13 protein-coding genes are annotated in these 14,506 nt (G+C 39.5%); 7 read left to right on the top strand and 6 right to left on the bottom strand.

The genetic code is table 11. From position 1 onward, the window contains the following. Positions 1-134: 134 nt before the first annotated feature. Entirely contained in the window at positions 135-1,685 is a 1,551-nt protein-coding gene (locus CVD27_RS09745) for a phospholipase C (protein WP_257984316.1), read from the top strand. Between the two features lie 110 nt (positions 1,686-1,795). Here the strand turns inward: CVD27_RS09745 and CVD27_RS09740 are convergent, their stop codons facing one another. Continuing rightward, a complete protein-coding gene (locus tag CVD27_RS09740) occupies positions 1,796-2,425 on the bottom strand; it encodes a GntR family transcriptional regulator (RefSeq protein WP_180960216.1) in 630 nt (209 codons plus the stop codon). A gap of 250 nt (positions 2,426-2,675) precedes the next feature. Here CVD27_RS09740 and garR point away from each other — a divergent pair, with 250 nt between their 5' ends. The 3 genes from garR to CVD27_RS09725 all read left to right on the top strand — a co-directional run bounded on the left by garR (position 2,676) and on the right by CVD27_RS09725 (position 6,403). Further along, positions 2,676-3,569 (top strand): 2-hydroxy-3-oxopropionate reductase, encoded by an 894-nt coding sequence (gene garR / locus CVD27_RS09735; protein ID WP_101647704.1) that lies wholly within the window; start codon positions 2,676-2,678, stop codon positions 3,567-3,569. 3 nt (positions 3,570-3,572) lie between these two features. Then, positions 3,573-5,009 (top strand): four-carbon acid sugar kinase family protein, encoded by a 1,437-nt coding sequence (locus tag CVD27_RS09730; RefSeq protein WP_101647703.1) that lies wholly within the window; start codon positions 3,573-3,575, stop codon positions 5,007-5,009. Positions 5,010-5,080: 71 nt separating this feature from the next. Next, positions 5,081-6,403 carry a gluconate:H+ symporter gene (locus CVD27_RS09725; RefSeq protein ID WP_101647702.1) on the top strand — a complete coding sequence of 441 codons (1,323 nt, stop codon included), beginning with the start codon at positions 5,081-5,083 and terminating at the stop codon, positions 6,401-6,403. 73 nt (positions 6,404-6,476) lie between these two features. On the opposite strand, the gene dltD is transcribed toward CVD27_RS09725, so the two are convergent. The 5 genes from dltD to dltX are packed head-to-tail and all read right to left on the bottom strand — an operon-like array spanning position 6,477 to position 10,752. After that, a complete protein-coding gene (dltD, locus tag CVD27_RS09720) occupies positions 6,477-7,676 on the bottom strand; it encodes a D-alanyl-lipoteichoic acid biosynthesis protein DltD (RefSeq protein WP_101647701.1) in 1,200 nt (399 codons plus the stop codon). Beyond that, a complete protein-coding gene (gene dltC, locus CVD27_RS09715; protein WP_101647700.1) occupies positions 7,673-7,909 on the bottom strand; it encodes a D-alanine--poly(phosphoribitol) ligase subunit 2 in 237 nt (78 codons plus the stop codon). The genes dltD and dltC overlap by 4 nt, the downstream gene beginning before the upstream one ends. A 5-nt stretch (positions 7,910-7,914) precedes the next feature. Beyond that, positions 7,915-9,081, bottom strand: a complete 1,167-nt coding sequence (gene dltB, locus CVD27_RS09710) for a D-alanyl-lipoteichoic acid biosynthesis protein DltB (RefSeq protein ID WP_101647699.1) — start codon at positions 9,079-9,081, stop codon at positions 7,915-7,917. Continuing rightward, positions 9,078-10,583, bottom strand: a complete 1,506-nt coding sequence (gene dltA / locus CVD27_RS09705; protein WP_101647698.1) for a D-alanine--poly(phosphoribitol) ligase subunit DltA — start codon at positions 10,581-10,583, stop codon at positions 9,078-9,080. The genes dltB and dltA overlap by 4 nt, the downstream gene beginning before the upstream one ends. A 19-nt stretch (positions 10,584-10,602) precedes the next feature. Further along, the gene (dltX, locus tag CVD27_RS09700; protein ID WP_101647697.1) at positions 10,603-10,752 is read right to left on the bottom strand and encodes a teichoic acid D-Ala incorporation-associated protein DltX; all 150 of its coding nucleotides are present in this window, start codon (positions 10,750-10,752) and stop codon (positions 10,603-10,605) included. A 291-nt stretch (positions 10,753-11,043) separates the two neighbouring features. On the opposite strand from dltX, the gene CVD27_RS09695 reads away from it, so the two are divergent. The 3 genes from CVD27_RS09695 to CVD27_RS09685 all read left to right on the top strand — a co-directional run bounded on the left by CVD27_RS09695 (position 11,044) and on the right by CVD27_RS09685 (position 14,440). Then, positions 11,044-12,249: an MFS transporter gene (locus CVD27_RS09695; protein ID WP_101647696.1), complete on the top strand. Its 1,206-nt coding sequence runs from the start codon at positions 11,044-11,046 to the stop codon at positions 12,247-12,249. 133 nt (positions 12,250-12,382) lie between these two features. Further along, positions 12,383-13,495: a cell division protein FtsZ gene (locus CVD27_RS09690; protein WP_101647695.1), complete on the top strand. Its 1,113-nt coding sequence runs from the start codon at positions 12,383-12,385 to the stop codon at positions 13,493-13,495. 183 nt (positions 13,496-13,678) lie between these two features. After that, on the top strand, positions 13,679-14,440 hold the full coding sequence (locus tag CVD27_RS09685; RefSeq protein ID WP_101647694.1) for a TerC family protein: 762 nt from the start codon (positions 13,679-13,681) through the stop codon (positions 14,438-14,440). Positions 14,441-14,506 lie beyond the last annotated feature (66 nt).

Raw genomic sequence — 14,506 nt, 5'->3', positions numbered from 1 at the left:
CTTTTTTTCATCTTATTCTAATCTCCTTCTAATCTTTCTTTGTCGTGCGTTTACTCTAGGTAAACACTGTATTTACATTATCGGAGTAAAATATTGATCGTAGAGAGGAAGAAACTTACAAGGAGGCATTTCTAATGGATGGAAAGAAAATGATTAAAGTGATTAATGTTTTAAGTGCTGCTGCGTTAGGTACACTGCTAGCGGTGTATCCAGCTGTTAACACCAAGGTTCATGCCCAGGCTAATACCGAACAAAGTATAAAGGTTAAGGAATCAAAGGTCCAAACAAAGACACCAATCAAACATGTAGTCGTTATTTTCGGAGAGAATGTATCATTTGATCATTACTTTGGTACATATCCATATGCTTTAAATCTGAAGGGAGAACCTAAATTTATAGCAAAAGAGAATACCCCCGAAGTTAATAATCTATTAACTCCAAAAGATTACAATGGTACTCAGCCAGATATCGAAAAAAACAATCTAATTACTAATAATCCAAATGCTGCCAATCCAGTCCGGTTAGATCGTTCTCAAGCGATGACAGCTGATATGGATCATAGTTACCACGATGAAATTGCTGCTGTTGATGGCGGAAAAATGGACAAATTTGTTGAGACAGTGGGAAGAGGCAGTGACCCCAAAATTGTAATGGATTATTATGATGGAAATACTGTTACTGCTCTTTGGAACTATGCCCAAAACTTTGCGATGAGCGATAATTCTTTTGGAACTGTGTTTGGTCCGTCGACCCCTGGTGCATTGAACCTGATTTCGGGTGAGACTCACGGAGCCACCTTGTTTGACAAAAATGGTCAAGAAGTACCTAATGATGTTTTAAATGAGTATGAAAATAGAACGGTTACAGGTGATCCAAACCCTCACTTTGATAATTCTTCTACTGGAGTGACAGCAGCAATGGATGACACCAATAAAAACGTCGGAAACTTGTTAAATTCTAAACGTATTACATGGGGGTGGTTCGAGGGTGGTTTTGCTGATCCTACCCACAAGAGTACAAATATCGGCGGATCACAAGTGACGGATTATAGCCCGCATCACCAGCCTTTTGAATACTACAAGTCAACGGCAAATCCAGATCATAAGGCTCCAAGTTCACCTGATATGATCGGAAAGCAGGACCAGGCTAATCACCAATATGATATGAAAGATTTCTGGACGGCTGTAGACAAGGGAAGTATGCCAAGTGTAAGCTACCTTAAAGCTCCTATGTATCAAGATGGTCACGCTGGCTACTCAGATCCATTAGATGAGCAGCAATTTATTGTTAATACCATTAATCGTCTTCAAAAAACACCTGAGTGGAAAGATACAGCGGTCATCGTTTCTTATGATGATTCAGATGGCTGGTATGATCATGTCTTAGGACCAGATAATGGTCAAACAGTTGAGTCAGGGAAAGCGGGATATGGTCCAAGATTACCGCTATTAGTTATTTCGCCATATGCAAAGAGTAATTTTGTAGATCATACAGTAACCGATCAATCCTCTATCCTTAAGTTTATTGAGGATAACTGGAACTTAGGCCGCATTGGCGGTGCTTCTCTTGATGCAAAAGCAGGCAGCATTGAAAGTATGTTTGATTTTAAAAATGGACCTCGTACTAAAAAACTTTTCCTTGATGAAAAAACAGGGGAACCTATTAAAGGTGAAGCGGAAAAATAAAAAAACCGTTAATGAATGGAAGACCAAAGAACCTACTGAATATCAGGCAGGTTCTTTTGGCTTTCATTATAAGGATTATTTATTATTCTTAAATAACCTGTTGTTTCAATCTACTTACCAATCAAATGCAAGCAAAAGTCTAAATCTGCTTGTAAATGGTGTTTCATCAGCATTTCAGCTTTTTCACCGTCTCTGGCTTTAATGGCATCATAGATTTCTTCGTGTTCATCGATTAGATGAGGACGGTTGTAAAATACAACGGTTTTACGGAAAAGATAAATGATCGATTGCATACGGTCAATGATATCAATCATAACCGAATTATTGCTGGCATGAACGATAATTTCATGAAAGCGCTCATTGGCACGCATAATCTCTTCAACGGTGCCTTGCCTTCCAATCTCAACACATTTATATAGAGATTCAAGTTCGTCTTCCTTCAAATAAGATGCTGCACATTTTGCTGAAAAGCCCTCCAATAGAATGCGGACTTGAAACATATTTCTCAAATCCTTTTCGGTCGGCTTGACCACCCTCTTATTCACAATAAGCCCTTCTTGTTCTAATTTTCGAATGGACTCACGTATTGGGGTTCTGCTCACTCCTAATTCAGCAGCAACTTTTTCTTCAACGATCTTGGTCCCTCCGGGAAGCTCTCCATTTAAAATCTTATCACGAATAATTTCATAGGATTGATGGAAAGCAGGACGAGAACGATCACTTCCTAACAAAGTTTTCACCTCAAATATGATTTCACTAATTAAAATTATCTTACCAAATTTTTAGACAAAAAAATACAGAGTCTCCTTTTATCTACAGTAAAGTATACACTAAATAAATTTTTATATACAAAAACTAATAAAAATGTATACAAAATAAAAAAGTTAGTATACAATTACAAATGTAATCATTAATTGAAAGCGGTTGCTATTTAGAGGATGCAATTTGCTTAATGTATATTGAATGAAAAGACTTAGAGGAGGAATAAAAATGGAACGAAAAGTTGGTTTTATTGGTCTTGGAATCATGGGGAAACCGATGTCATTAAATCTAATGAAGGCAGGGCACACACTGACAGTTTTCGATCTTAATCAAGAGGCGGTAAATAGTTTAGTAGAGACTGGAGCAACTGCAGCATCATCTCCTAAAGAAGTGGCAGAAAATAGTGATGTCATCATTACAATGCTCCCAGCATCTCACCACGTAAAGGCAGTAGTCAGCGGCGAAAAGGGCATTCTTGAAGGAGCAAAAGAAGGCTCGGTTATCATTGATATGAGTTCTATTACTCCTGAAGTATCAAGAGAACTTGCTGAAGAAGCAGCAAAAAAAGGTGTTGGAATGCTTGATGCACCCGTGAGTGGCGGGGAGCCAAAGGCAATTGACGGTACGTTAGCTATCATGGTTGGCGGAAAAGAAGAGGTTTTTGAAAGCGTTCAATCCGTGCTGTATGGTATGGGGAAAGACGTAACTTTAGTAGGTGATAATGGCTGCGGAGTAACAGCGAAGCTTGCTAATCAAATTATTGTAAACCTTAACATTGCGGCTATGTCTGAAGCACTCGTATTAGCAGCAAAAGCAGGTATTAATGTTGAAAAAATGTATCAAGCCATCCGAGGAGGACTTGCAGGAAGTGCAGTGCTCGATGCAAAGGTACCAATGATATTAGATAGAAACTTTGTCGCTGGTGGAAGCATTGCTATCAATATGAAAGACATTACGAATGTAATGGATACAGCTCATGAAATCGGTGTTCCTTTACCTCTATCAAGCCAATTACTAGAGATTTTCCATGCATTAAAGGTGGATGGGAAAATAAAAGACGATCATGGCAGCATTGTTAGATATTATGAAAAACTTGCAAATGTTGAAGTAAAGAGGGTTTAAAATATGAACGAGACAAAGAGAGTATCCGTAGAAATTCTTAAAACTCTTCCTGAAGTAAACCGTGCACAGGTGGATCAATTGCTTGCCGAAGCATTAAAGACATTGAATAAAAAAATAATTGTTTTGGATGATGATCCCACTGGTGTACAAACAGTCCATGGTATCTCTGTTTTTACAGATTGGTCAGTAGAGAGCATCAAACAGGGCTTTAGAGAAGAACAGTCTATGTTCTTTATCTTGACCAATTCAAGAGGATTTACAGCAGAAGAAACAGAGAAGGCCCACCGTGAAATGGCGGAAAATATTCTTACCGTAGCTTCGAAATTAAACAGGGAATTTATCATCATTAGCCGTGGAGATTCCACCTTAAGGGGACATTATCCATTAGAAACAAACGTTTTAAAGAATACCATTGAAACTGATTCTGATCTAACAATCGATGGAGAAGTCATTCTACCTTTCTTCAAAGAGGGAGGACGCCTTACCATCAATAATATTCACTATGTCCAATATGGTGAAGAGCTTGTACCTGCTGGCGAAACAGAATTTGCCAAGGACCGCACCTTTGGGTACACAAAATCGGATTTAGGTGAATGGATCGAAGAAAAGTCCAATGGAGAATTTTTAGCTGAAAATACGTTATATATTTCACTTGAACAGCTGCGTTCATTGCAGATTGACAGAATAACAGAAAAGCTTCTTCAAGTGAAAAATTTTAATAAAGTAGTAGTAAATGCTGTTGAGGAGGTGGATGTAAAGATCTTTACCCTTGCTTTAGTACAGGCCATCAACGGCGGCAAGAACTTCTTATTTAGAAGTGCAGCAGCTCTTCCGAAAGTCATTGGAGGAGTAAGCTGCAAACCGCTCCTTACTAGAGAGGAATTAGTCGGAGAAGATACAGGGAATGGCGGATTAATTATTATCGGTTCTCATGTGAAAAAGACAACTGAACAGCTGGAAGAGCTTAAAAAGTTTAGTGATATTGAATTTATTGAGTTTAACAGTCATTTAGTTTTACAGCCTGACTTATTCCAGAAGGAATGTGACAGGGTAATTGAAACAACAGAAACTCTCATTCGCGCAGGTAAAACCGTTGCCGTTTATACCAGCAGAGAGCGTCTTGACCTTGGGGAAGGGAAAAAAGAAGAAGAGTTAAAACTATCCGTTTCTATTTCTGATGCGGTTACAAGTATTGTTACCAGATTACAAGTCAGACCGAATTTTCTTATCGCCAAAGGCGGGATTACTTCGAGTGATGTCGGAACAAAAGGCTTGAAGGTGAAAAGGGCAACAGTAGCTGGCCAGATTCGACCTGGAATCCCGGTGTGGAGAACAGGTGATGAAAGTAAGTATCCTGGCATGGCGTATGTCATTTTCCCTGGTAACGTCGGGTCCAAAACTGATTTAAAAGAAGTAGCTGAAATATTAAGCGGTAAATAATTTTTAGTTTAAAAGGATGCCAATTACGAATGAATTGGCATCCCCTTAAAACAAAGGAAAAGAGGGAGAACATGCCAATAGTATATATCTGCATAGGAGTAGCACTATTACTATTATTAATGGTGGTCTTTAAATTAAATGCTTTCATCTCATTGGTTGTAGTAGGTTTGTTGGTAGGTATAATGGAAGGAATGTCACCAGTCGAGGCAATGACATCCATTACCACTGGTTTAGGCGGTACATTGGGGAATCTAGCTTTGGTTATTGTATTTGGGGGTATGATTGGGAAACTGATGGCTGATTCCGGTGGTGCCCAGCGAATCTCTGTTACATTAATCCGGGCATTTGGCAAGAAGAGAGTTCAGCTGGCTGCTGTGCTTACTGCGTTCATTGTTGGAATCGCTTTATTTTTTGAAACCGGTGTGGTTGTTTTAATTCCATTAGTATTCACAATTGCAGCAGAAGCAGGGGTTCCGATCCTATATATTGGAATGCCGGTTATAGCGGCGTTAATTACCATGCACGGCTTTGTTCCGCCGCATCCAGGACCAACAGCAGTTGCGGGGATCTATCAAGCAAATTTAGGAAAAACATTATTATACGGGATTATCATTGGTATTCCTGCTGTTATTATAAGCGGACCATTGTATACGAAGTTATTTAAAAAAGAAGATTTGGAAGTAGAGATTCCAAAAGGACTTTTTACACCTAAACACTTTAAAGAAGAAGAAATGCCAGGATTCGGGATTAGTATGTTTACAGCTCTTATTCCAGTAATTCTTATCGCGTTCCAAGCTATTGTAGAAATTGTAGCGCCAAAATCGGGTCTATTACCTGCTGCTCAATTTTTAGGGAATCCTGGTGTTGCTTTGCTAATTTCTGTAATCGTTGCCATCTTCACCTTTGGTCTTAACCGCGGCAGAAAAATGCCGGAACTAATGAATTCACTAACAGCATCGATCAGCAGTATTGCCGTCATTTTATTAATCATCGGCGGCGGCGGTGCATTCAAACAAGTATTGATTGACAGCCATGTCGATAAATACGTTGCCCATCTAATGGAGGGATCATCTATTTCTCCATTAGTACTAGCCTGGTTAATTGCAGCCATATTACGTGTGGTTTTGGGATCTGCAACTGTTGCGGGAATGACAGCAGCTGGTATTGCAGCTCCACTTGTTGCAGCAACACATGTTAGTCCAGAGCTTATGGTTTTAGCGACCGGCGCTGGCAGTATGACATTCTCCCATGTAAATGATGCAGGCTTCTGGATTTACAAGGAATTCTTTAACCTATCTATAGGTAAAACTATTAAGACATGGTCCGTAATGGTTACGATTGCATCACTTGTCGGACTTGCAGGTGTGTTAATCATCAATCTGTTTATTAATTAATATTATTGAAAAAGGCAACTGAACCCGATGTGGGCAGTTGCCTTTTTCATGTTATCCATTTACCGTCTGTGCTTTAATGATTGGCCATAGCTACGTTTATATTATTCCCCTCATAAAACTGCTTAATGGCCCAGTCCGTGTAGACCCAGCCCTTCCATCCAATGTGAATCGTATCCTTCATGAAATACGGATCATATTCATGGCCAGAGAAATCAGCAACTTGAAACCCTTCCGCTGCTATTTGCTTTTTAATCCGTTCATAATAGGCAGTTCGCCCTTCCTTAGGGAAACCCGTATAATCATAATAATGACCATTGACCGGAATAGAGATAAACAATGGTTTTGCTCCCGCTTGCTTTAATACATCAAGAACAAGCTGAAAGTCTCCGTATTCTTTTGACACACCGTAGGAACGGTTCAAGTCTTTATTTTTTAAAGACGGTATGAAACCTTTAATTTTATTATATTGAGAGTTTACGATAAAAAAGTGATTGTTTGTTGCCCGCTTGGCGCCAAATTGGTCTGCTTCCTGCGCTAATTCGTTCCACGATTTATTTCTGACTTTCGGGGTAAGGTCCCGATGACGAGAAAAACCGCCTGCCAAGGAGTAATATAAATCCTTTTTCTCTAGCAAATGCCGATAGACTAATGCAGCAGGGCGGAGAGCACTGGCTTCCCGTTTTGTCCAAGGATCATTCGTGACCTCCGCTTTATAGAGTGTCGAGAGAATCGGATCATTTTTAACAGATGAATAAGTTAAGAGGCGCTTAATGGCCTGTTTCTTCACCGCTGGATCAATCTGTTGATTAAAAGCAAAATCATATCCCTGCAGGGAAGAATAGTTGGGTACAAAATGTGATTCATCGGCTCCTTTTGGATTAAACCATTGCGGAGACAACACAAACACAATTTTCTTATCCTTTAACTGATTAATATGCTCGGAAAAATTTAAAAAGTGAATCAATGACTCGGTTCCGCCACGGCCGATCAAAAAAGGTGTGAAGTCTTCATGGACCTCTTGAAAGTAATTAGAGGGATGAAAACGGTCAAGCCTTGCCAGTTCGGATGAACCATAGATGGGCAGATAACGGCTATCATCGAGCATTTGTTGTTGTATATATTTACCCTGAAACATGAAGGGATTTAATTCTGTTGCTGCTTGACTGATTCGGTTTTTCGGAATCAGACTTTCAATCCAGCGATCGGGAATGATTACTAGGATAAATAAAACAAAAAACGCTAGAAAAAGCGGGATAAATACAGGCTTCTTCATCTCAAATCAGCCAACTGAATGGCGATTTGATTTGGTGTATTCCAAGTATCACGGTCAAATTCGGTAATCGGGACAAGGATTCCAAAACGTTCTTCTATTTGAACCAATAACTCGACTGTTCCAAATGAGTCTAATAGTGCCTCATTAAATAAATCGATATCTGGATTTTCCTTAACAACCTCATCTTGACAAATTTCTGCTAATAATTCTAACACTTGATCTTTAAATTCCATCGAAATCATACTCCTTTTTGAATAAAATGTCCTGAAAATAGATAAAATCCAAAGCAAATAAAGTGGAAGGTAATCACAATACTAACAATTCGAGTAAATTTATTTTGCGGCCACCATTTATGCTTTTTATTAAACTGCTCGAAGGTGTTGTACCCGACCATCAGCAAGGCATGATAAATTCCATAAAGAATATATTGAATTTCAAGTCCATGCCATACACCCATTAACAGAAATAATAAAATATAACCGAGGTTAGAGGTGATGTTTCGGTTTTTAATCCACTTCTTTTTCGTTATCCAAAAAACAAATCGCATGTAGACGTAATCTCGAAACCAGAAGGAAAGGCTCATATGCCAGCGATTCCAGAAGTCTTTTATATTTCTGCTGATAAACGGCAGATTGAAATTTTCCGGTGATTTGATTCCCATAATATAGCTGATACCGATGGCAAAAGCACTGTAACCGGCAAAATCGAAAAATAAATAAAAGCTATATCCATACATATAAAAGAGCTGGCTTTGAAAATGATTTGTCGCGATAAATCTTAAATTTGCAATGAAAAAATGGTTAATAGAATAACCAATGATATATTTATATAAAAAGCCGCGGAATAGTTTGTTGATCCCGTCATATAAAAGCTGCTTATACTGCTCACCACTTAGTTCCGCCTTTATATCTTTATCAAATCGGCGGTATCGGTCAATGGGGCCGGATGAAATGGTCGGAAAGAACAAGATAAAATATAACAAACTTGCAAGGGGGAGCCTTTGTTTGATTAGCCCGTCCCTTGTCTCCATAATCAATTGTGTTCCTTTAAAGGTTAAATAGGATATACCTAAGAAGGACATCCAGTTGGTGTCAGCAAAATAAGGAAGCAATTTATAAATGGTTAAAGGAAGAATGGATGCAATCACTGCAATGGAAAACATCCAGCCGCTGTTTGCCTTTTTTCTATAGGCTATATAACCTTCAATCAACAGAACCTGCCAGATGGTAAACAGAATTAATGCAAGAGCACTTGCCGGCTTAGCTGCAAAAATAATAGCTAAGACGATAACTGTGACCATCATGTTATAGGTTTGAAATCTCTTTCCCTGTAAGCCAAGAATCACGGTTGGTGCTAATAGAATCACTAGGATGAAAAAGAATGTAAAAGAACTATATGGAATCATAGCAATACCTTTTCGCGGATTTGCTTACGGTCTACTTTTCCATTTGGAGTAATGGGCAGTTCCTTATGATATGAAAACTTCCTTGGAATCATATAGGCTGGCAGTACTGACCCTAGTTCTTTTTTTATCGCACCAGTGAGCTGATATTCTTTTTCAAAAGGATGTTCCGCAGGAATGATCAAGACAGAAAGGTATTCAATTTTATCCTCTTGATAGATCGGAACAACCACTGCTGATTTTACATATTGAGATTTTGCAATATGGTATTCAATTTCTTCAAGTTCCATCCGATACCCATGTAATTTGATTTGAAAGTCCAGTCTTCCTTTATAAAAAAGTAAATCTTGTTGGATAAAACCGGCATCACCGGTTCTGTAAGCCTGCTGTCCATTGTAGGTAAAGAAGGCTTTATTCGTGAGATCTGGCTGTCCAAGATAGCCTTTGCTTACACTTGGACCAACGATAATGATTTCTCCTTTTTCTCCCGCAGATACAGGCATATTCTCTTGATTTAAAAGAAGGATTTGCGTATCCGATTTTGCAGCTCCTACTGGAAGAGTTTGATATTCCTTTAGTACTGCATCAGTTATTTCTGTAAAGGTAACAGCAACTGTTGCCTCAGTCGGACCATAGGTATTAAAAATCCTCGCCATTGGAAATCGTTCCCGCAGCTGTTTACAAATGGTAACAGGAAGAATTTCGCCGCAGAAAAGAAAGACGGATAATTCCGGAAGGAGTTCGCTGTTAAACGAAGGGTCCATCAGGCACATTTGCACAAAGGATGGTGTGGAGGCCCATACCTGTGTCTTGGAATTCTTTAATTCTTCAAATAAAATTTTTGGCTTAGCGATCATTTCTTTTGTAATGGCCAATAAGGTTCCGCCGCTTGCTAAAGCAGGGTAGAGGTCCATTACCGAAAGATCAAAGGAGAAGGGGGCCTGGTTTAAGAAGCGAAGTCCACCTTCAATCGGAAAATCCCCCAGCATCCAATCTACAAAGCTTTGCAGATTGTTAGCGGATATTTGAACTCCCTTAGGATTTCCTGTACTTCCTGATGTATAGATAATATAAAAATCATCGTTTCCCCTAACCCAGTTGGCTGGATCAACTGAATTCCCCCTATGGCTTCCTAACACTTCAGGGGTAATCATTCTAACCGAAGATTCCAGGGCAAGTTCCAGACCAGATACATTGAGTAATATTTCTGTCTGAGAATTACTAATTATCTTCTCCACTCTTTCCAATGGAATGGAGGTATCAACAGGAATATAAGGATGACCAGCTTTTACACAGCCAAGGAAGGAAACCAGCATTTCCGGTTCCATATGTCCATAAACCAAAATAGGTAAGTGCTTGTTTAGGTTTTGTGCCATAATAAAAGCAGCCCATTGGTCTGATTTTTGCCAAAGCTCACTGTAGGTAAGCTGTTTAGTGGGAGAGACAAAAACCACTCTTTCTGGGTGTAACCTGGCATTGTTTTGAATGGCATGTAATAATTCCATTTTGTAATCCCCCCATAAGTTAGAAATCATTGTAAATATACGAACCTGCACTCGCGTCATTGAAACCATACATAAAAAACAGTAAAAGCAGGATAAGTAAGTAATACAGAAATCTACTGCCCCACCTAACTTTCTCCTGGTAAAAAAAGCTCTTTAATTTTTGCCGCATGATGATACCTCACAATAAAGTTAGTCAATTGTGACTGTATTCCTATTTTTTTTACGTAACTATCATAATGCGCTTTGAAACTCCTTGCATTAAGATTTAATGAAAAGGAAATTAATTTTTAATTTAATCTTAAAAAAACGATAAAAGAAGCTTGAAACTAATGGGTTATTTTGTTTAAAACAGACCTTTAACAAGTGTGCACTGGGAGAAGACAAATGTATTTCGATGGTGCCTGACACCAAAATGGAGTAAAGTGGATAAGGTAAAAACGAAGGGAAGAAGGTTTTATCGTTGGGGAAACTGCAACAAGGAACGACTGCCTTTCGAAAGGCTAATTTTGCTCTCTTTGCAGGAGGATTTATTACCTTTTCGATTCTTTATGATGTCCAGCCGCTGCTGCCAATCTTTACAAAGGAATTTGATGTTACGGCCGCGACTGGGAGTCTGACACTATCAGTTACTACGTTTACTCTTGCAATATCTATGTTATTTATTAGTTCTCTTTCCGAAGCATGGGGGAGAAAATCGATTATGTCGGCTTCGCTGCTTTTATCATCACTTATCGTGATTTTCACAGCCTTTAGCCCGACCTTTAGCTCGTTACTTGGCTTTCGTGTTGTGCAGGGAGTCGTACTCTCAGGATTACCTGCGATTGCCATGGCCTATCTGGGGGAAGAAGTCGATTCAAAGAGTCTGGGAATTGCAATGGGAATTTATATAAGCGGGAATTCTATAGGCGGAATGGCTGGCAGAATAATTACCGGCTCCATTACAGACCTGTTCTCTTGGCGAATCGCTATGGGGAGTATTGGAATCATAAGCCTCATCCTAAGCATCTGGTTTTGGCTTCACCTTCCGAACTCCCGCTTCTTTACACCAAAGCCATTGAAGCTAAAAACACTAAGTAAATCCCTGGTTGGACATTTAAAGGATCCAGCCCTTTTGTGCTTGTTTTGTATCGCCTTCCTTTTAATGGGCAGCTTTGTCTCTTTGTATAATTATATTGGCTTTGAACTGCTTGCACCTCCCTATCGCTTAAGCCAGACAATTGTGGGCTGGATTTTTATTGTCTATATCACTGGAACATTTAGTTCAACCTGGATGGGGCGTCTTTCAGATACATTAGGTCGCAAGAAGGTGCTATGGATCGGACTTGTTATCATGGCAGCTGGCGCGTTGTTGACTCTCGTGACACCATTAGTGTTAAAAATCATCGGTATTGCAGTCTTTACATTTGGCTTTTTTGGAGCCCATTCCATTGCCTCAAGCTGGGTTGGAAGAAGGGCTCAAACGGCCAAAGCTCAAGCCTCGTCGCTTTATTTATTTTTTTATTACTCCGGTTCAAGCATTGCTGGTACCGCTGGAGGTTTTTTCTGGTCCAATTTTGGCTGGAAAGGGGTTATTGGTTTTATTATTTGTTTACTTCTAATGGCTTTTCCACTATCCTTTAAACTTTCCTCTGTAACTGGGAAATCATTAAGGGCTGTGAGCGAATAAGTATTTAATAAGGAACCTTTCTAATAAGAAGGGTTCTTTTTCGTCCCAACTATTTTCCTGCTTTTTTAAATGGTAAATTCTAAATTTATAAAATATGAGTATTATTTTAGAAGAAAGGGAGGGGATATGGAAAATGGCGAAATCAGTTGGGATTTTAGGTGTCGGCCAGGCCGGCGGGAATATTGCCGAAATTGCAGCCTCTATGGGCTTTCAGGCCGCACTAATAAATACAAATCAACGTGATGGTACAGTTAATACGAGAGTAGAAAAGAAATTCTTTGTTCCAGGTTATAGCGGGGCCGGTCAGGATCGGTCGATTGGGTTAAAGGCAGTCAATGAGAATTACCGGGAGTTAATCGACTTTGTTAAACGGTCGTTTAAGAATATTAAACTGTTATTAGTAGCCTTCTCTACAGATGGCGGAACAGGTTCAGGGATGAGTCCGCTCTTAATGGACTTACTACTGGATCAGCTGCCTGGCGTCAATATTGGAGCGATCGCGGTGGTCCCAGATCGTAATGTATTGGCGGGGAACCGAATTAATGCGGCTGCCTGTATTGAGGAGATTTCTAGAATCGAGGCATTATCTTCCGTCTTCCTTGTTGATAATGATCAATTGAGGAAGTCTACTCCACAGTCCAGTAAACATCAAATCTACCTTTCTTCTAATCATTCAGTGATGGAAGCCATTCATAACGTCTTGCAAGTAACGAAGAAGAGTTCCTTTTTTGGTAACTTCGATGAAACGGATTTAATGAATATACTGAGTACAAGAGGAGTTACCATTATCTCAACAACCACCATCACGGATGCAAGAACCACTGCTGATGTTTCCAGTAAAATTCAACAATCTTGGGTAAACTCGATTTTCTGCCCTGTTGAATCAACTGGAGTGATAAGAGCCGGATTGATCTATGAAGGTCCTGAAGGTATGGCAAAGCTCATTAATGTTCCGTCTATTTTTGAAAGGGTTGGAGAACCGCTTGAATTATTCGAAGGGACCTATATTTCTGAATCGGACCCGACGATTACGACCATACTCGCGGGACTTGCTTTTCCAGCCCGCCGCTTGAAGACGCTTGAAGATCTTCTTGAGAAGAATAAAGAACGCCTGCAGCAACTAGTGAATAAGGAGCATTCCCAGCACTATCAGTCTCAGGTTAACTGGGCATCTAATTTAAAAGCGCGGCCGCAGGAGAGAAAGACAAACAACATTACTTCCAAACTATCTAAATATCACAGGTAACTAAAGGGTCAGCCTCGAATTTGAGGCTGGCCCTTTTTGGGTAAATGTCCCTTTCTTGGGGCACGAATAATAAATGCAGGAGTTGTAAAGAGCATATAGAGGTAAAAACTAGAAGGTACTGATGATTTTACGCTAAAATAAAAGGTAGACAGCAAATGCTTTTAAAAAAAGGAGAATTGAACGATGTGGGAAAATGTGGTCTCAACCTTTGCCTCTATGCTTGATTGGCATATGTGGGCGGAAGTGTTGTCCTCACCAAAAGCGTGGGGGTTAATTTTATCTTTAGCAGTATTAGAATGTATCTTATCTGCTGATAATGCTTTGGTTTTATCTGCCTTTGTTAAACCATTGCCGAAGGAACAGCAAAAAAAGGCTTTGGTTTACGGTTTGTGGGGAGCTTATTTATTCCGTTTTATTTTTATCGGACTAGGGACGTTTTTAATTAAGCTTTGGTTTATTAAGTTGATCGGTGCGCTTTACTTACTCTGGCTATCCGTTAAGTTCTTTGTGGACAAGCTAAAAAGTAAAGAAGACGGAGAAGAGGAAGATGTACGTGAGCCTAAGGGCTGGTTAATGCAAACCTTTGGAGTGTTTTGGGCGACTGTTATTAGTGTGGAACTAATGGATTTGGCCTTTTCTGTCGATAGTATTCTCACTGCACTGGCAGTTTCCAATGAAGTTTGGGTCGTCTTACTTGGCGGTATGATTGGGATTCTCTTAATGCGGGGAGTGGCGACCTTTTTTATTAGTTTAATGAACAGGGTCCCAGAGCTCGAGACAACTGCGTATTTCTTAATTTTGTTTATTGCGGTAAAAATGGGGCTTACCCTTGTTGATATCGAGATTCCAAACGAAATTTTTATTATTGTCTTGGTGGTAGCTTTTGTTATTACATTTATTGTTCATGGAATTCGTAAAAACAGGACGGGAAAATTATCGCATTAAAACCGCTTGGACCCTATTGACATTATAGGCATCACAACTCAATATGGAGATAGAAGCAGAAGAATA

The sequence above is a fragment of the Neobacillus cucumis genome, from assembly GCF_002860255.1.
Taxonomy (GTDB): Bacteria; Bacillota; Bacilli; order Bacillales; family Cytobacillaceae; genus Neobacillus; species Neobacillus cucumis_A.
This window is presented reverse-complemented; position numbering and strand designations above follow the sequence as displayed.